The organism is Desulfosporomusa polytropa, assembly GCF_055380075.1.
In genome coordinates this window covers 2,017,527-2,036,745 of record NZ_AP042400.1, presented here as the reverse complement: position 1 = coordinate 2,036,745, position 19,219 = coordinate 2,017,527, and the positions used below count along the sequence as shown (strand labels likewise).

Annotated in this window: 18 protein-coding genes; 14 read left to right on the top strand and 4 right to left on the bottom strand. The window is 40.8% G+C overall.

The genetic code is table 11. From position 1 onward, the window contains the following. The first annotated feature begins 1 nt into the window (after nt 1). The 13 genes from ACZ449_RS11390 to ACZ449_RS11330 all read left to right on the top strand — a co-directional run bounded on the left by ACZ449_RS11390 (nt 2) and on the right by ACZ449_RS11330 (nt 13,662). Entirely contained in the window at nt 2-409 is a 408-nt protein-coding gene (locus tag ACZ449_RS11390; RefSeq protein WP_464261126.1) for a DUF1987 domain-containing protein, read from the top strand. After that, entirely contained in the window at nt 399-2,243 is a 1,845-nt protein-coding gene (locus ACZ449_RS11385; protein ID WP_464261125.1) for a SpoIIE family protein phosphatase, read from the top strand. The genes ACZ449_RS11390 and ACZ449_RS11385 overlap by 11 nt, the downstream gene beginning before the upstream one ends. A gap of 36 nt (nt 2,244-2,279) precedes the next feature. Beyond that, nucleotides 2,280-3,890, top strand: coding sequence for a bifunctional diguanylate cyclase/phosphohydrolase (locus ACZ449_RS11380; protein WP_464261124.1), 1,611 nt, complete (start codon nt 2,280-2,282; stop codon nt 3,888-3,890). A 29-nt stretch (nt 3,891-3,919) separates the two neighbouring features. Beyond that, nucleotides 3,920-4,837: a DMT family transporter gene (locus ACZ449_RS11375; RefSeq protein ID WP_464261123.1), complete on the top strand. Its 918-nt coding sequence runs from the start codon at nt 3,920-3,922 to the stop codon at nt 4,835-4,837. A gap of 259 nt (nt 4,838-5,096) precedes the next feature. After that, nucleotides 5,097-5,987 carry a sensor domain-containing diguanylate cyclase gene (locus ACZ449_RS11370; RefSeq protein ID WP_464261122.1) on the top strand — a complete coding sequence of 297 codons (891 nt, stop codon included), beginning with the start codon at nt 5,097-5,099 and terminating at the stop codon, nt 5,985-5,987. Nucleotides 5,988-6,202: 215 nt separating this feature from the next. Then, nucleotides 6,203-6,892: an AzlC family ABC transporter permease gene (locus ACZ449_RS11365; RefSeq protein WP_464261121.1), complete on the top strand. Its 690-nt coding sequence runs from the start codon at nt 6,203-6,205 to the stop codon at nt 6,890-6,892. Next, the gene (locus ACZ449_RS11360; RefSeq protein ID WP_464261120.1) at nt 6,879-7,214 is read left to right on the top strand and encodes an AzlD domain-containing protein; all 336 of its coding nucleotides are present in this window, start codon (nt 6,879-6,881) and stop codon (nt 7,212-7,214) included. The genes ACZ449_RS11365 and ACZ449_RS11360 overlap by 14 nt, the downstream gene beginning before the upstream one ends. Before the next feature lie 370 nt (nt 7,215-7,584). Then, the gene (locus ACZ449_RS11355) at nt 7,585-8,625 is read left to right on the top strand and encodes an ABC transporter substrate-binding protein (protein ID WP_464261119.1); all 1,041 of its coding nucleotides are present in this window, start codon (nt 7,585-7,587) and stop codon (nt 8,623-8,625) included. 11 nt (nt 8,626-8,636) lie between these two features. After that, the gene (locus tag ACZ449_RS11350) at nt 8,637-9,413 is read left to right on the top strand and encodes an ABC transporter permease subunit (protein WP_464261118.1); all 777 of its coding nucleotides are present in this window, start codon (nt 8,637-8,639) and stop codon (nt 9,411-9,413) included. A gap of 18 nt (nt 9,414-9,431) precedes the next feature. Further along, entirely contained in the window at nt 9,432-10,199 is a 768-nt protein-coding gene (locus tag ACZ449_RS11345; protein ID WP_464261117.1) for an ABC transporter ATP-binding protein, read from the top strand. A gap of 23 nt (nt 10,200-10,222) precedes the next feature. Beyond that, the gene (locus ACZ449_RS11340) at nt 10,223-11,398 is read left to right on the top strand and encodes a mandelate racemase/muconate lactonizing enzyme family protein (RefSeq protein WP_464261116.1); all 1,176 of its coding nucleotides are present in this window, start codon (nt 10,223-10,225) and stop codon (nt 11,396-11,398) included. A 24-nt stretch (nt 11,399-11,422) separates the two neighbouring features. Beyond that, nucleotides 11,423-12,640 (top strand): mandelate racemase/muconate lactonizing enzyme family protein, encoded by a 1,218-nt coding sequence (locus ACZ449_RS11335; RefSeq protein ID WP_464261115.1) that lies wholly within the window; start codon nt 11,423-11,425, stop codon nt 12,638-12,640. 314 nt (nt 12,641-12,954) lie between these two features. Next, nucleotides 12,955-13,662, top strand: a complete 708-nt coding sequence (locus tag ACZ449_RS11330) for a Bax inhibitor-1/YccA family protein (protein WP_464261114.1) — start codon at nt 12,955-12,957, stop codon at nt 13,660-13,662. Between the two features lie 79 nt (nt 13,663-13,741). Here the strand turns inward: ACZ449_RS11330 and ACZ449_RS11325 are convergent, their stop codons facing one another. From ACZ449_RS11325 to ACZ449_RS11310, 4 genes are all read right to left on the bottom strand, one after another. Further along, complete coding sequence (locus ACZ449_RS11325) at nt 13,742-13,909, bottom strand: hypothetical protein (RefSeq protein WP_464261113.1); 168 nt, start codon at nt 13,907-13,909, stop codon at nt 13,742-13,744. 674 nt (nt 13,910-14,583) lie between these two features. Beyond that, complete coding sequence (locus tag ACZ449_RS11320) at nt 14,584-15,462, bottom strand: SDR family oxidoreductase (RefSeq protein ID WP_464261112.1); 879 nt, start codon at nt 15,460-15,462, stop codon at nt 14,584-14,586. A gap of 70 nt (nt 15,463-15,532) precedes the next feature. Next, nucleotides 15,533-16,180, bottom strand: a complete 648-nt coding sequence (locus tag ACZ449_RS11315; RefSeq protein WP_464261111.1) for a dienelactone hydrolase family protein — start codon at nt 16,178-16,180, stop codon at nt 15,533-15,535. A 110-nt stretch (nt 16,181-16,290) separates the two neighbouring features. Further along, on the bottom strand, nt 16,291-17,406 hold the full coding sequence (locus tag ACZ449_RS11310; RefSeq protein ID WP_464261110.1) for a type I phosphomannose isomerase catalytic subunit: 1,116 nt from the start codon (nt 17,404-17,406) through the stop codon (nt 16,291-16,293). A 356-nt stretch (nt 17,407-17,762) separates the two neighbouring features. On the opposite strand from ACZ449_RS11310, the gene ACZ449_RS11305 reads away from it, so the two are divergent. After that, a complete protein-coding gene (locus tag ACZ449_RS11305) occupies nt 17,763-19,064 on the top strand; it encodes a hypothetical protein (RefSeq protein WP_464261109.1) in 1,302 nt (433 codons plus the stop codon). Nucleotides 19,065-19,219: the final 155 nt, after the last annotated feature.

Below are 19,219 nucleotides of genomic sequence, written 5' to 3'. Positions count from 1 at the left end.
TATGGACGGTTTAATTATTGAACAAACAAAATCTACACCTAAAGTAGTGTTTGATCCCCAAAATGCAAAATTATCCATTGAAGGACAGTCTTATCCGGAAAATGCCTTTAAATTTTACGAACCAATTTTTTCCTGGCTGGATGAATACTTGGACCAGTTGCAGCAAGATGTCGTGTTAGAGATATATTTTCATATGCCGTATATTAATACCAGCAGTTCAAAATGCATGATGATGCTCTTTGAAAAATTGGAGGAAGCCCATGAGGCAGGAAAAAAGGTAACCATCCGTTGGTACTATGATCAGGAAAATGAAATTGCTTTGGAATGTGCTGAAGAGTTTAAAGAGGATTTAGGTCTACCTTTTGAAATTATACCTCTTAATGACGAGGGGATAAGTAATGGAAAATGATAGGGACAATCCTTCAAAGGACAAGAACTTCGATCTGATGTACGACCGTGGGACCATAAAGGTTATAATTTGTGCTTGTTGCATCATAATATTGGCGGTAGTATTTACTGGCGGCATCAGTTATGTTATAACCCGTAATGCCATGGTAGATAAGCTGAAAAATAGGGATATGCTTTATATTGTGCAGTCTATGTCGGAAAAAATCGATGGGAGAATAGAACGGGCCCAAGAGACCTCCTTACTTTTGGCTGATGACCCAACGGTGCTTGCGTGGGTTGTGAGCGGGGGCAAGGATGAAGCAGCGGGCGAGATAGTTAAAACAAAAATTACCGATATTGGGAAGAACTACGATTATGTCAAGGCATTTGTGGCTAGCACCGTCACCAATCAATATTGGGAAGATAATAAGGTGGTTAAGCTTTTATCTGAAACAAGCTATACTGATAAATGGTTTTATAAGGCACTGAAATCTGGCAAGAAAATAGAACTAAATATTGATTATGACAGTATCCATAATGAAACATTTATATTTCTTAACACCCTAGTAGGAGATGTACGACAGCCGGTGGCTGTAGCAGGTGTAGCTTTAAGCCTTGGGGATATTGCCAAGGAATTTGGCAGTTACAAATTTGGCGAACACAGTAATTTATGGCTTGTTGACAAGCAGGGAAAAATTCATCTGGCGGATGACTTGGAGTATAATGGACGCTTGGCAAGTGATTTTTTGCCAACGGAAGTGATGCAGCAAATTTTGGGGGACATGGATAATGCTACTGCAAGACCCAAGGTGCTGGAGTACCAAGATAGTCAGGGGAGGATCATGGATCTGGCCTACCAATCAACAGCAACTACTGACTGGAAGCTGGTTTTTCAAATTCCCCGTAGCGAAAGCATTTCTATTCTCGGTAGCGTTAAAATAAATGCCATTATTGCCAGTGTTATTACGTTGTTGCTGATGGTAGTTATTTTTTATTTTATTTCCTACAAAATTGCCAATCCTTTTAAACGTGCCCTCAGGCTGGCTGAGCAAATGGAAAAGCAGGTAAAGCTGCGCACCCATGAACTGGCCGAAAAAAATCAAAGCATTATGGACAGCATTGATTATGCCAAACGGTTACAGGAGGCTATCTTACCTACGGAAACCGAATGGGCTGCTCTTTGCCGGGAGTATTTTGTTCTATGGCGTCCACGGGATGTAGTGGGCGGTGATTTCTACTGGATTCGCAAGTTGGATGCCGGCGGTTGCCTGATTGTTGTCGGAGATTGTACCGGGCATGGGGTCCCCGGGGCCTTAATGACTATGACGGTGAATTCTATTTTGAATCATATTGTCGACAACTGCTTTGAAAGCGCCGGGCAGGTGATGGCAGAATTAAACTGTCGTGTAAAAAAAACGCTGCATCGTGAGGACGAAAATCAAGTCAGTGATGATGGCCTGGATATTGCTATTTGTTATATCGAAGGCGCCCGACTGGAATTTGCCGGAGCTAAAATTCCGCTCTATATAAAAAGAGACGGGCAGGTTCATGTCCTTAAAGGAGATAATCGCAGCATCGGCTATCGCCGTTCCAAGATCGACCGGGAAGTTTGTCGCCATTTTTGGGATTTGGAGACTGGCGATTGTCTTTACTTGACAACAGATGGCTATATTGAGCAAAATGGTGGAACTAAGGATTTTCCCATGGGTAGAAAGGCCTTTATGGAGTGTATTGCCGGGCAAGTCCAAGGTGCACCTTTCATAAAGCAGCGGGAAAGCCTTGAAATTATGTTTGAGGATTATAAAGGAAGCCAACTGCAGCGAGATGATATAACCGTGATTGGAGTAACCTTTTAACAATTTGACATTGAACAGGAATGAGGTGTTGCCGCAATGAAGAAGGATAACAGTAATTTGTTTAGTGCGGAAGAAGCGGTACTGCAGAATGCTTTAGTAGATATTGCTGATGAGTCGTATACAAATAATGACTTATTACCTCGCTATAAAGCACTAACCAGTCAATACAAAAAGTTACTGCGGCTATGCCGGAAGATATTTTATATTAGCGACAGTCAGGGGTTGGCGTTGCAACAGCAGCAAAATGAGATGCAAATGCTATTGGATAATGCAGAGCAAGGGTTCCTTACCTTTGGGTCGGACTTAAAGGTGAACCGGCAATGTAGTCAGGAATGTGTACGGATTTTTGGGAGGAAAATTGCTGGAAAGCCGATTGTGGAATTGTTGAGTCAAGTGGAGAATGTATGTGTGGAACAAGTGGTAGACAACTTGCGCAAGGTATTTACTTTACCGGAGGATGAGGGCAAGCAGCTGCTGCAGCAATTATCCCGCGTTGTGACCATAGGCGATAAAAATGTACGGGTAGAATATAAAATAATTACCCAACCGAACAGTGATCAGGACCATGTTCTAATTATGATGATTATGACCGATATTACGGAAAAATTACGGGCGGATGCCCAGATTCACTACCTTAGCTTTCATGATAAAATGACAGAGCTCTATAATAGAGCGTATGCAGAACGTATGATGGTTACTTTGGAACAGGCGGACAAACTGCCGTTAAGCATTGTCATGATTGATATGAATGGGCTTAAAGTGGTTAATGATGTGTTTGGTCATGCTCAGGGTGATCAACAACTGGTTTCTTTGGCTAGGGTTCTTCATCAAGCTTGTCGTGAGTCAGATGTCATCTGTCGCTGGGGTGGGGATGAATTCGTAATTTTTTTGCCAAATACCAAACAAATGGAATGTAAAGCCATTTGTGAGCTCATTGGCCATTTGTGTCGGGATGTTAAACATACCTCTATTCCATTAAGTGCCGCCATGGGTATGGCTACAAAAGAGAAAATGGGAATACAACTCTTGGAAGTGTTTAGTGCAGCAGAAAATCATATGTATAGCAATAAATTGAAAGAAGGCCAGGCCATACGGCAAGAGATCATTGATAGTTTGTTGGTAAGGCTTCAGCAACAGTGTTTTGAAAAGGCTGGTCATAACGAAAGGATAGCAGCGTTAGGGGTTGAGTTTATTCATTATTTAGGGTTGTCGACTGATTCTCTTGAGCTGCACACCTTGCATCCATTGGCGATGTTGCATGATATTGGTAAGGTGGCAATTCCTAAAAATGTATTAGGTAAGAAGGGCTTATTGACAGCCAAGGAATGGGAACTTATTCAACTCCACAGTGACATAGGCTACCGGATGGCGCAATCCATTGGCGATTCATCCTTGGCCGATATGATCCTTACTCTTCATGAACGGTGGGATGGGCAAGGTTATCCTTGTGGCTTACGAGGGCAGGCTATTCCTTGGTTGGCTAGGGTATTTGCAATCGTAGAGGCCTATGATGTTATTACCCATGAGCGTCCTTACGGCGAAGTGATGAGGAAAACAGAAGCTCTGACGGAAATTCTGTGTGGCAGTGGCAAAACGTTTGACCCGGAGCTATCGGAAAAATTTATTCAGTTTATGCAGGGGAGATAGAATAATGACAATATGATTGGAGTGACTTTTTGAAAAAAACATCAAATGATCAGAGTGCTTTCTTACTATTAATTCTTGTAGTATTTCTGTGGGGGGTTAACTCTGTCTCTATTAAATATCTTACCTATTTTTTCCCGCCGCTAGCACTTGCGCCTATCCGCTTAACCTTGGCAAGTGCTTTATTGTTACCGTTTGTGCTTTATCAATATGGCTATCAAAAAATACCAACGCAGGCTTTGTTACCTATTGCTGGTATTGCAGTATTTTGCATCTTCCTTCATCAGATTGCATTGACTATAGGAATCGGTGCTACTAGTGGTATTCATGCAGTTCTTATACTTGGATTAAGTCCTTTGTTTACAACAATTTTCTCAGTTGTTCTTTTAAATGAATCGTTTACCCTTGCCAAAGGAATCGGTATTGTCCTTGGTTTTAGTGGATTACTTCTCGTGGTAGCAGGTCAAGCCCAAGCTGGCGCAAGCCTTTTAGGCGATGGAATCACGTGCATTGCTACACTTACCTTCGTAATTGGTTCTCTTTTTGTAAAAAAGGCTACATATTATGTTTCTCCATTGATGGTTACTGCCTACAGCCATGTGATGGCTGCAATCGGCCTTGATGTTCTCGGATTGGTCACCAATTCAGTTTGGGTTTATCCAGATCATCTTGGATTTTGGCCCATTGCCGTATTGCTATTTTCAAGCTTCGTGAGTACTGCTATTGGTGCACTCTTATGGAATATGAGCATTCAAAAAGTAGGTGCCTCTACGGCATCCCTCTTTCAAAACGCTTCCCCAATTATTGGTATTTTTGCTTCTGCCTTATTTCTTGGTGAAGAATTGCACTGGCGGCATTTTTATTCGCTTATCCTTGTAATGATTGGTGTTAGCTTAGGGACTGGTATCCTCAAAATGTCAGTACCATCTTGGTTGAAAAGTAGATCATAGTACTGAAATCGCAAGAAGTACATAGTGCTTAAATCAGTTGTAGCGTTATGAATTTCAGCAGTCAGCCTCGCTTTTGAAAGGGATAATCTCCATACCTTTACTGGATGGGAGATTATCCCTTTTTCAATAAAAATATGCACTTGATGAACAAGAATGAAATCCTAAATGGCTTATGATATAAATTCCTAGAGGAATATGTCAGTTAATGTAGAAGTTTAGACTAGCTCACTATTAAAGTAAATCAGAGAGAGGTGAGAAAATGGAATTGGATTTCAAGCAGTATAAATTAATTGTTGAATCAACCCCCAATATGATTTGGCGGGCGGGGCTTGATGCAAAATGTGATTATTTTAATCGGACTTGGCTAAAATTCACAGGACGTACAATAGAACAAGAAACCGGCGATGGTTGGACCGAAGGAGTGCATCCGGACGACTATAGCAAATGTCTCCAGGTCTATATTGAGTCTTTTGCAAAAAGGGAGCCCTTTGAAATGGAATACCGCTTAAGGCGATTTGACGGGAATTATCGCTGGATTAATGATAGAGGTGTTCCCGTATATGACGACGAGGGAGTATTTGCCGGTTATGTTGGCAGTTGCATGGATGTAACAGAGAAAGTCGAGGGACAATTATTAAAGGAACAAGCCCAAATAGACGGACTTTGTCATATTTACAATCGCTATTATTTAGATAAGATGCTGGAACACCATATTGAAACAGCTCGCCAACAACGAAGTTGTTTGGCTGTAATAATGCTGGATATTGACAATTTCAAACTGGTTAATGATCGGTATGGTCACACGGTTGGCGATATAGTCTTGCAACAAGTAGCCGCAACAATCTCGGAAAGTATTAGGGAAAATGACACATGTGGAAGGTATGGAGGGGAAGAATTTCTTGTAGTTTTGAATAATACAAGTCGAAGCCATGCGTTTGAGGCAGCTAATCGAATTCGAACTAAAATTGCTGAGAAGATAATCAATATTAAGCTAGCTGATAGTTTTTCAGTCTCTGTAACTGTAAGTGGCGGTGTAAGTTACTTTCAAGAGACAGATTCAATACAAGACCTTATCCAGCGCGCCGACCAAGGGCTTTACTTAGCCAAACGCTCGGGAAAGAACTGTATCAAGATTGTGGATAATGTGTAGAGGTAACAATAAATACATGAGTGTTGATACATTTGGTTAATCTGAATACTATCCAGCGTTTTGGTAGTATCTATTTATCTTGTTTTCCTTAAAAGAGAACAATTGGTATTTTTTTATCAATATATTGGATATTTACAATTCTATTTCTGCCGACTATGATGATTTAAACGCTATAAATTATCAATATCTTAGAGATGCTGGTCGGAGGGATATAAATGAAAGCAAAAGAATTCTTCGAAGGAATTAAAGGTACTCTTCCCATCATGGTGGGGGTATTCCCATTTGGGCTTGCTTATGGCATCGTAGCTCAATCCATAGGACTTACCCCAGGAGAGACGTTATTAATGTCGCTGTTGGTCTTTGCTGGGGCAGCCCAGTTTATCAGTCTCCCTATGTTTTCAGAAGGGGCTGGGATGGCAATGATTGCTATAACCGCTTTGCTGATAAATCTTCGTCATCTGTTAATGGGGATATCTCTTGCTCCGTATATGAAGGGATTATCATGGCCTCATAAAGCTCTGCTCTCATTTGGTATGGCTGACGAAACCTATGCGGTAACGATTAGCCGTGCCCAAGCAATTGGCTATAGTGCTGCCTTCCAACTAGGAAGTAATGTGGCTGGCTATGTCACCTGGGCTGTGTCAACCACGGGAGGAATACTTCTCGGCAGCCGAATCAGTGATCCGCTTTCTTGGGGACTGGATTTTGCCATGCCGGCAACCTTTCTGGCCTTATTAATTCCGCGACTTACTGACAAATGTAGCTTACTGGTATGTCTAGTTGCAGCTGGGGTTAGCGTACTGGCTGCGGTTACTATTCCGGGAAAGTGGTATATCATTATTGCCTGTTTGACCGCGGCTGTGGCTGGTGGGATTTTGGAGGGGGCTGAAAATGATGAGAACTGAAATTGTTATCACGATTATTGCTATGGCTGTTGCTACTTTCTTTACGCGTTTTACTAGCTTTGCGCTTTTAGGAAGTGCAGGTATTTCCCCGCGTTTTAAACGATTTTTGAAACATGTACCAACGGCGATACTGACTGCTTTAATCGCTCCGACACTCTTCGCGCCACACGGTTACATAGAAATTTCAACAGGCAATAGCTATCTTATTGCTGGCACAGTGGCAACGCTGTTGGCCTATTTTCGTCAACCTCCCCTTGTGACCATGGGAGGCGGTATGGCCGCCATGCTGGCAATGCGCGGCTTTGGAATTAATCTATTCTAAAAAGCACGAGATAGTCAGGTGGCAAAATAAGAAAAGACTTGGCTTGTGCCAAGTCCCTCAGGACGTCGGCAGAAGCCTTAGTCGTTCTTATGTCAACAGAATTTTGTTATAAATTCTGGTAGATTAAAAAAGTGGGAAAGCAGCTTGACAATGCAAATAATTTAGTTTACTATATAAAAAACGGTTTAACTTGGTTGACTAGATAACTAGAGACCAATTCCCTAGAGGAATTGGTCTCTTTTTTTTATTCTAAATAGGTACCAGCTATGCTGGAGAGAGAGGGGATGCGATTTATAAAGTATTTTAAATATATCAATATAGAAAATAGGTCAACCAATTACTATTACATATAAAAAGAGAGGTAGATAAAATGAAAAAATATAAAGTGTTTTTATTATCCCTATTATTATTGGTGCCATTAATTCTAGTAGGCTGCGGAAATTCTAAGCCTGATAATGAAAGTGTTAAAAAGGTGACTTCCAATACAAATACTGACATAGACTTTTCCGGCGTGGTTATTAGAATAGGAGCAGCTGAAGGAAAAAATGGTCAGGCAATTATAGAAGCTGCCGGATTAGATAAAACCCCATATAAGGTTGAATTTCATGTAATGCAAGGTGGAAACCTTGTGCTAGAGGCGATGGCGGCTAATCAAATTGATTTGGGAACTGGTAGTCAGATTCCGCCAATTTTTGCTTCACAGTCAAGAAATGAAGGTAATTTAAAGATAATTGCAACCAAAAAATCGTCAACTCTAGATCAGGAATTAATTGTTTCAGCAAATTCACCAATTAAAGCAGTTAAAGATCTAAAAGGGAAAAAGATTGCCTATGTGAAAAGTACAACATCACAATATTTTCTTGCAAAGATGTTAGAAAATGCCGGTCTTTCCTGGGGTGATGCAGAAACAATAGCAATGTCAACATCAGACGGACTGTCGGCTCTACTTACAGGCGAAGTTGATGCACTTGCAAGCTATGGAAATGCAATACGATCAGCTCACGCCAAGGGTGCAGTAACATTACAACCAGCAACCGGTATTCTCTCAGGTGACTTTTACTGGTATGCAACTCCTGATGCCATTCAAGATCCAAAAAAACATGCAGCTATTTTGGATTACTTGTCACGGTTTCATGAAGCCAATGAGTGGGCAAGGCAACATCCTGATAAATGGGCAGCACAGTATGCACCACAAATTAATCAAAAAACTCAGGACTATTTGAATCAATTTAACGAAGAAACCCAGCAGACGAAAACAATAATTGTTCCAATTGACAGTGCAACAATTGCTTCTGAACAAGATATTGTGAATACCTTTGCCAAGCTGGGGCTATTAAATAGCGGAATTGATAGTAGTAAAATTTTTGATCATTCATTTGATACTGAAATTAGCAAATTCAAAAAGTATTAGTAAGAGACGGGGTGGGCAACTTGAATAATAAATTTGAAGCTACCGATCTGCTGCTTTCTTGGAGTATTCCATTCGTTGTACTTATATTCTGGTATATCATAACGCTGGGACAAAGTAGTGCCAGTTTATTTCCACCCCCTGGTGATGTTGGAAATGCTGTAATCCGGCTGATACAAGATGGTACATTGGCAAAAAATGTTGAAATTAGTACTTTGAGAGCGGCGGCAGGATTTGTTATCGGCGGATTAATTGGTTTTCTTCTAGGAGTGGTAAATGGACAGATTCGGCTTGCAGAAAAAATATTAAATACACCGATTCAAATGATTCGTAATGTTCCACATCTTGCTATGATTCCCTTGATTCTTATTTGGTTTGGTATTGGGGAAACAGCTAAAATTGTTTTGATTTCTCTGGGGACATTCTTTCCAATATATCTTAACACTTTTCATGGAATTCGGTATGTTGATAATAGCTTAATTGAAATGGGAAAGACGTATGGTTTGACAAGATTTGAATTGTTCAAAGATATTATTTTTCCAGGTTCAATAGCCTCCATTATGATCGGGATACGCCAATCGCTTGGCCGTATGTGGCTAACCTTGATTGTAGCGGAAACGGTCGCGGCAAAATCCGGGATAGGTTTTATGGCTACCAATGCCAGAGAGTTTATGCTGATGGATGTAATAGTGCTTAGCCTGATTATTTACGCACTATTAGGCAGTATCTCTGATTTTATGGCTGGCTTAATTGAAAAAAGAGTATTAAGATGGCATTCAAATTATAGATAAGTGTGGCAGGAGAACAAAATGAGTGAAATAAAAGGATTTGAAATTAAAATACAAAATTTAAGTAAATTCTTTGGCGAGTTCCAAGTATTAAAAAATATCAACCTAACAATCGAGCCAGGAGAATTTGTTGCCTTAGTGGGACAGAGTGGCTGCGGAAAAAGTACGCTGTTACGACTTATTTCTAATCTTGAAGTCCCAAGTGACGGGCAAATTACATTAGATAATGTGCCAGTGAAAAAAATTAATCCGGCTGTTCGTTACTTATTTCAGGAAGCAAGATTATTACCATGGAAATCAGTATGGGAAAATGTTGCGATAGGTTCAAAAGATAGAAGTAAAGAAAAAGCCTTGAATGCTTTAAAAGAGGTTGATTTAGAAAGTAAAGCAGAAGAATGGCCAGCTGTTCTATCAGGAGGGCAAAAACAAAGGGTTTCCTTAGCCCGAGCCTTGGCTGGAGAACCTAAATTGCTGTTATTGGATGAACCGTTAGGTGCACTGGATGCCTTGACCCGCATTAATATGCAGATATTAATCGAAAAATTATGGCGGGAACAAGGATTTTCAGTCGTCTTAGTAACTCATGACGTGAGTGAAGCTATTTTTCTGGCAGATCGAGTAGTGCTAATTGAGGACGGAAAAATAGCCATGGATAAAAGAATAACACTTGCCCGGCCGAGGGAAAAAGATAATAATTTTGCTTATTTCGAAAGATTAATTTTGGATAAAGTAATGAAAAATGATAAAACTTCTTTAAATGAAGCTGCAGATCAAATTTACGCTATTTAGAAGAATAAAGGTGGGTTTTATAAATGAAAATTACGCAGGTAGAAGTATTTCATGTGCATTTACGTAAAAATTCCGGGCAACGTCCTATTTTAGTAAGAATTGATACAGATGAGGGAATCTTTGGGGTTGGGGAAGCGGGTATGGCTTATGGTGTAGGCGGAAGTGCCGCAGCTGGTATGATTAAGGATCTTTCCCGGCTGATCTTGGGATTGGACCCATTTAATACGGAATTTATATGGGAAAAATTCTTCAAAAAAACTTTCTGGGGACAAGGCGGGGGAACTGTCGTTTTTTCTGGAATGAGTGCACTTGATATGGCACTTTGGGATATTAAAGGAAAAGCATTGGGATTGCCATTATATAAACTTTTAGGCGGAAAGTGCAGAAATGATCTTAGGGTATATGCTTCACAAATTCAGTTTGGCTGGGGTCTGGAGAGGAAGCCGAAGGGACTAAAAGAAGAGTATGCAGAAGAAGCTCTGAAGGCCGTTGCGCAAGGGTATGACGCCATAAAAGTTGACGTGTTGGCACTTAATCGTAAGGGAACTAATGAAAATGTACATTTGGAAGGCCCATTACCTAATTCGATAATTCAGATAGGCGTGGAACGAGTGAAAGCAATTCGCGAGGCAGTTGGCCCGGATGTTGATATCATTATTGAAAATCATGCTAATACGGATATGGTGAGTGCGATTCAGTTTGCGAAAGCGATTGAAGAATATAATATTTTCTTTTATGAAGAAATTAACACACCTTTGAATCCTAAGTTATTGCAAAAAGCCAAAGAAAAGATCAATATTCCTATAGCTTCAGGTGAAAGAATATATACTCGCTGGGGGTATTTACCTTTCTTTGCTGATCGTTCTATTGATATAATTCAACCTGACATCGGTTCATGCGGCGGCTTTTCCGAATTCAAAAAAATTGCAGACATTGCGCATGCCTATGAGGTTACAGTACAAGCGCATGTGGCCGGAACAGGTGTAGCAGAGGCGGCAGCTTTACATGCCGAAACGGCAATTCCTAATTTCTGCATTCATGAACATCACCAAAAAACTTTATTACCCGAGTATGTTGAACTGTGTGTTCATAATTATCAACCAGTAAACGGACGCTATACCGTTCCGGAACTTCCAGGCATAGGACAGGATTTCACGGAAAAAGTATTTAAGGATTCAGATAGAATATTGATTAAGTAAGGCTTGTTATGATGGGGGTTAATTATGAAAATTGTCAGCGTCGATGTTATGCAGGTTCCAAGTGGAAATGCCGGTTCTTCAAGAGGTGACTGGAGTCCTGTAATTGTTCGGATTAATACAGATGAAGGAATAAGTGGATTCGGTGAGGTTGGTCTTGCTTATGGCAAAGGATGGCGCGCTGGATTTGGAATGGTTCAGGACTTTGCCGAAGTAATTATTGGGGAAGATCCCATGAATATTGAAAAGATATGGGATACAATTTTCAGAAAAACCTTCTGGGGCTTAGGGGGCGGAACTATTGTTAATGCGGGTATTAGTGGTATTGATATCGCCCTTTGGGATCTTAAGGGTAAGGCACTGGGTTTACCAGTCTGGCAGCTCTTAGGAGGAAAAACAAATGATAATCTTCGTACATATGCCAGTCAGCTGCAGTTTAACTGGGGTTCCAAAGTTGACAAACAGGTTCTCATTACTCCGGAAGAATATGCTGAAGTTACGAGGGTAGCGATGGCTGATGGTTATAATAGCATAAAGGTCGACCCCATAATCTTTAGTGATCAGCCAAATGGAAAAGGACCTTGGAAAATCACCGGACCTTTAGAGCACAGAGTACTAAAAACGGTTTATGACCGTGTTGCTGCTATGCGTAAAGCTGGTGGAGATGCTTTAGATATTATTATCGAAAATCATTCTAATACTGACACAATCGCAGCTATTCAGATTGGTCAGGCTCTTGAAGATCTGCGGATATTTTATTATGAAGAGCCATGTCATCCATTAAATGCAAAGTCTATGTTAGAGGTTCGTAATAATGTTAAGATTCCGATCGCTTCAGGCGAACGAATTTATACAAGATTTGGTTACAGAGAGTTCTTAGAGAATCGATCTCTTCATGTTATTCAGCCGGATATTTGTCTTTGTGGCGGTATTACTGAGGCAAAGAAAATTTGTGATATGGCGTATACATATGATTGCTCTGTTCAGATTCATGTTTGTGGAAGTCCTATTTCCAAGGCTGCTGCTCTTCAAATTGAAGCAGTCATTCCCAACTTCATTATTCATGAGCATCATCAAAGAGCTCTTAATCCCGAAAGCCGTGCAACGTGCCTTTATGATTATCAGCCGGTTAATGGTGAATATAAGGTGCCTGACAAGCCTGGAATCGGTCAAGAATTAACACCTGAAACCATTGATAAATGTAATATCGTTACAGTTACTAGATCGAAAAAATATATGAGTTAACCAATATTAATCGGTTGCTCTTGTAATCTATCCATAGCTCATTACGCAATGTCCTAATAGTATCATGATAACAGTTTTTTAACAGATATGGGAACAAAAAGGCGTGCTTATGACAGCATTTTTGTTCCTATATCTGTTTTGTGAGAGCGTAAGTGGTTTATTGAAAATAAGAAAAGACTTGGCTTGCGCCAAGTCCTTCAGGACGGCCGAATTGCTATGCCAATAGGAAGGATTATGTATAAAAGTGCTATCTGTTTGAACAATATGGTATAATATAGTATAGTCTAAGTTAACTTCAAAGGAGATGATTTGCAATGGCAAATCCTGTGATTTCAAAAGTAAAAGCTATTCATACCTATAGTAGTGAAACTGCCACTTATTCGGGGATAGCAACAAAAAGCCTTGCGTTAGTAGGCATTGTTACTATCTCGGCACTTATAACTTGGGTAATGGGGTATGCCACTCCAATTACTGCAATGGTTACCTCAATTATGGGATTCATTGCGGCTCTTGCAATAAGCTTTCGTCCACCATTGGCTGGAGTTTTATCGCCGCTTTATGCCATATTGGAAGGTATGTTTTTAGCCGCTGTATCAGCAATGTTTGCTAAAACGTATCATGGTATTGTTATTAACGCGGTAATGATAACATTTGGGATTGCAATTAGTTCAGCGCTTATTTATGCAAGAGGTTATGTAAAAGTTAATGAAGGCTTTATGAGAGCCGTCTTTATGGCTACGATGGGGATTGCTATAACTTATTTAATCGAATTTATTTTAAGTTTCTTTGGAATTCGTATCCCCCAGATACACCAAGGTGGAGCTATTGGGATTATATTTAGTTTAGTCGTAATTGGGATAGCTACCTTAAATTTGTTTATTGATTACGAAAATATCAATCAAAGTGTACGCCAAGGCTTACCGAAAGAATATGAATGGTTTTGCGCCTTTGGTCTTCTTGTTACACTCATTTGGTTATATATTGAAGTCTTAAATCTTCTCCGCAAATTGAAAGAAGAGTAATTCAATTTTACTTAAATGAGTTAAGCCCCTGGCGTTTTGCTGGGGGCTTAACTTCCGTTCATCAGATGCTGTATTTTTGTTACGTGACAGGCTTAAAAAATTTTTGTTTTTGCTTCATCTGCACGGATAAGCGACATAGTTCCTCAAGTTCTTTTAAAAGTAACTCCGCGTTATTTGTTATAGTTTCAGATTCATCAAGTACTTTACATATTTCAAGAATTCTCTCTGTAATAGCGTCTCTTGTCATGGTAAAAATCCTTCCTTCTTGATAATTATTAGTTGATTTTAATATAATATACAATACTATCTATCCAAAATTTGTAAATCATTGTCGTTAAATCTATTTAAAATAAATATTTTGATCATTTCCTAAAACCGCATTAGCGGTTTTTCTTTTTAAAAGAGCGTTTAAATATAAAATCAAAGATACGGAGATTGGTATCTTTGGTAAAGGCGACACAAGTGTTCTGATACAAGAAGAATGGGTGTTCCAAGGGAATATTATTTGCGACAATTTTACCGCAATTGAATTATTAAACAGCGGAATTAACTTTTCATATATAGTTGTTACTATTTTAGCGGTTATTGGTTTGGCTTTGTCCTTGTTTTTTCGTAGGAAAAGCATATAAATATAGCCAAGCATATAGGAAACTGGTTGTGTTCTCCAAAATCAAACTTAGGCGAAACGTTTGAACAGCCATAAGCGTAGAATAAACACCGTTGTCAAGACAGTGTTATTCTACGCTTATTTTACGTGCTCTACCCTTATATGGAGGCAATAGAAGAAATATCGGCTAAATACAGAGATTTACAATAATCAGGAATTAATAAAAGCAAAACATGGGAATACGCCAATACAAGACTGGATCTTGGCACATTGTAGAAAGTCCAATCTTGCACAGAACCCTAGCCAGACAAATGCTAACTGTTTACGATGGTCCCGCCATTGACGTGCAGTATCTGTCCTGTCATATAGGAGGAATCTTGTGAGGCTAAAAAGAGATAGGACGGCGCAACCTCGGCTGGCTGTCCAGCGCGTTTCATAGGTGTATCTTGCCCAAATTGGGCTACATGTTGTTCGTTGAACGAGGCGGGTATAAGGGGTGTCCATATTGGTCCGGGCGCAACGCCATTTACACGGATACCTTTTCCGACAAGTGACTGCGAGAGTGAGCGAGTAAAAGTGACGATTGCTCCCTTGCTAGCAGCATAGTCTATCAGCAACTCATGACCTTCATAGGCAGTAATTGAGGTTGTGTTTATAATAGAGCTTCCATTGGTTAAGTGAGGTAAGGCGGCCTTGCTGAGGTAGAAGTACGAGAAAATATTCGTGCGGAAGGTTCGTTCCAACTGCTCAGCTGTAATATTCTCCAGGGTTGTTTGAACATGCTGTTCCGCGGCGTTGTTGACTAGAATGTCAAGATGACCTAATTCGGTAATTAATTGAGTGACTGCGTGTTTACAAAACTCTTCATTTCCAACATCACCGGCGATAAGAAGACAACGCCGTCCGAGTTTTTCAATATCGGCTTTGGTCATATTGGCATCATCATGTTCATTGAGATAAATAATTCCGATGTCAGCGCCTTCCAGCGCGAACAACAGGGAAACAGCTCGTCCAATTCCACTATCACCGCCGCTGATTAACGCCACTTTTTTATCCAGTTTGCCGCTAGCTTTATAGTCTTGCTTAATTGAAACAGGGCGAGGGGTCATAGCGATTTCACTACCTGGTTGTTGATTTTGATGCTGTGGTGGGAAAGATGAGGGGTTATTTGCCTGCTGGCTATTATTTTTCATTTACTGACTCCTTACATTAAAAAAATTGCATTAAAAAAAACTGCTCGCAGCGTTGTTGGACCAAAGTTGTCTAAAACTTTGCTGAATCCAGATATATTCTAAACCAGTCAGCGGCGTGATTAGCCACTTGCTCAAGGGTCCCAGCTTCTTCAAATAAATGAGTAGCGCCTGGTACGAGAATGAGCTTCTTTGTATAGTGTAATTGTTTAAAGGCATCTTGATTCAGTTCTATCACGCCAAAATCATTGCCACCAACAAGAAGTAAAACAGGAGCGATTACTCGGCCTAAGTCGTTGCCTGCTAAGTCAGGCCGACCGCCACGGGATACCACTGCCTGGACTGAAGTTTGCATAGCTGCTGCTTTCAAGGCAGCAGCAGCACCTGTACTTGCCCCAAAATAACCTATAGGCAGATGCGGAGTTTGTATTTGATTTCGTATCCACTCGGTAGCTATAACAAGCCGCTGCGTAAGTAGCTCAATATCAAACCTTGTGTTATAATTTCTATCTTCTTCAGTTGTTAATAGGTCCATGAGCAAAGTGGCTAATCCATTATTATTTAATACACGTGCAACAAAATTGTTACGAGGACTATGTCGGCTGCTGCCGCTACCGTGGGCGAAAAGTATAATTCCATGAGAGTTGGTTGGTACTCTAAGTTCTCCTTCAATCAAAGCCTTATCTGCCGGAATATGCACCAATTCTTCTGTCGTGCTCAAAATTTATACCCCCAAACGATCAGGTAGTATCTTGCTATAAGGTTGGGATTGATTAAGGTGGGCCGCTTCTTTATATAGATTCCCCAAGACTGTAACAAAGTATTTGGATATTACGTATTTTTCTGTTTCACTGTCGGCTTTGGACCAAAGTAACGCAGAATGCGGCATGGTTCCTCGCTGGTATTTCGGATGGAAAGTTCTTTAATTTGCGCAGGCAAAAAGAACTGGTCGCATTTTTGGAAACTTTGTGTCGTGCCGTTTGTGCAAAGAGTTCCCTGGCCAGACAATATGTAAATTCCTGAAAAACTTAAACTTGTATCCAGATGCAGTGACTCATTAATTATCAATTCGGTCATGCGGAAATAGTCGGTAGTTCGATAGCCAATCAATTCAGTTTCACGGCCGCTTTGTTCTTCACGCAACACGGCAGGTACGATTTTCCAGCTTTTTTTGGTTTCTTCCCGTGTTAAGCCGTCATAGATAAAACAGTCAAACATGCGTTCAAATCCTAGACCTTGATGACACATAAAATCTGCAACCTGAAAGCCGGAAGGGGTTGTTTGCTCCACACGAATCGTATAATCGGTCGGTTCCTGGATTTCTACCAGGAAACAACCTGCGCCGATCGCATGGGGGATGCCTCCTTCAATGAGGAAAGTATCTCCTTTTTGCACGTCAAAGCGATGCAGACAATGAAGCATTTCCGGAAAATCTTGACGCTCGAATAAATCCTGCCATTGTTTACGCGTTACACCTGGTTTAAAGCCAAGGTAGATAGACGGCGGCTGACCGTTAATTACCCTGCCACCCAAAATGTGCCAGCACTCGGTTTTGCCGAAGTCTGACTGAAAAAGTTTTTTAGCTGTAGGACGGTCAGGGTGTACCTGCACAGTCAGCCGTTCTGCCGAATCAATGAGTTTAACCAATACACCGGTGTTGTTCCCGAAACAGGCAGCGTGTTTTTCACCTAAATAAGCAGCGGGATTAGATTCAATCAAGGATTTGAGTGATACAGGTGGTGTCACTCCTGCAAGCATACTTAGTCCTTCGTCTTTAATATCCTCACGTCCGGCATTGCGTGCAGATACCACCGACATCATCCAATCTTCAGGAAAATGGTCGTCTTTGGTTCCCGTTAAGCCGTATAATTCATCAAGCAGCTTGCCGCCGAGATAGGTGCGCCACGCTCGTGCTGAAGATAGTTTAATTGCTGTTGCTCTGTTCATAGCAAAAGTTCTCCTTTATTATCGTGTTTAAAATAATACAATATCGCCATTATAGACAGAAGAAAACTTACGCGTCAAGGTTGATCACGGGCGCTGCAACCCCCATATGTTATGCAGAACTGGATAGGTTTACCTATTACTGCGATAAATGAAATATTTCGAAATATTTGATATTGCATTAACTAATATATTAGTATAATATATTAATGTAATCATCTAGGTAGTAAGAAATAAATACGGGTAAGGGGGCGCTCGTTGGAAACAGCAGGTCAAACTTTTGTTACGAGGAAGTTTTAATCTTGCTGCAGGGGTGGTAGGTAACAGGGATATTTCGAATTAAAGGGAGGAATAAAGTTATGTTTGACATGATTGCTGGTAGTTTATTGCTCATCACATTTTTGATGCTGATCTACTATTGTATGAAGGGCGGAAATTTACTTGTCGGTTTTATCGTAACTGCGATACTTTGGTGTTTTATTGGTCAGGTGCCGATGTATAACGTTGTAACAGATGTTTTTCAGAAATCTGTAGAAAGTTATGGTGCCACAATTGCTATTATCGTATTTGGTGCATGGTTTGGGCGCATCCTTGTTGATACAGGGATTGCGGGCTATATCATCAAGAAAACCGTTGAATTGGCCGGTGACAAACCCCTCATTACCGCCTTACTCTTATGCCTTGTTTGTGCCTTGATTTTTACTAGCGCGTTCGGTGTTGGTTCTGTTATGGCAATCGGTATGATTGTTCTGCCGATCCTGTTCTCCTTAGGTGTAGATAAAAAAACTGCGTTAGGCTCTTACTTACTTGCCGTTTCGGCCGGTATGTATCTCAACATCGCGTATGTAAGTCAATTCTTTGCTGTGTTTAAAACCATAAAATATGATGATACTTACATCCATTTTGCAGTGATCGCAACCATCATTCATGTTGTCGTGATGTTAGCATTTATTACCTTCAATTATCTGCGCGCCCAAAAAGGTGGCAGAGCCCGTGCCTGGGCGGCAAGCACCACTCCGCAGATGCAGGAGGGTAAATCTGGCAGCCTTAGCTTTTACTGCATGATCGTGCCCTTTATACCCATTATTATGGTGGCAATTTTCAAATGGCAGCCGGTGCCTTCCTTCCTGATGGGTATCTTCTTAGGGTTGCTATTGACCCACAATATGGGCTCTTACAATTTGGCAGTGGAAAAAATCCAAAAAACCCTGTATGATGGCATCGCTGACAGCGGACTTTTGATTGGTATGTTATATGGTGTGAATATTTTCCAAGCTGCTGCAAAGCAGGTTGCGCCTATCTTACAACATATGCTCGGCGGATTTATTCCTACTACGCCTGTTCTTATTGTAGCCGGCTTCTGCATCCTAGCGCCGCTGGCACTCTTCCGTGGGCCCTTGATGATTTGGGGCTCAGGCATTGCCTTGGTTTCCATCTTTCAAGCGATGGGCCTTTTCAGTGAACATTTCTTATTTGCTTTATTCCTTATTCCACCTGTTGCCATTGTGGCCAGTGCCTGTCCGACCCAGTCGTGGAGCATGTGGGGTCTGAGTTATGCAAAGGTAGAACCACAGCAATATATTAAAACAAACCTGCCTTGGGCATGGGTGATTTTGATCATTGTTGAGATTCTGGCTTATGTTATGGTTGGAAATAGTTAATCAGCAATATAAGGAACCGGCTCAGACCACGTAGATAGGCTGGCCGGCTTTTTCAAAAACGAAGCAAAAAATAATGACATTTGGGCTTGTCCCGGACATACCAGCAGGATTGTCAGAGTCAACATTTTTCATTAGCTGGAAAGTCCGGGACACCT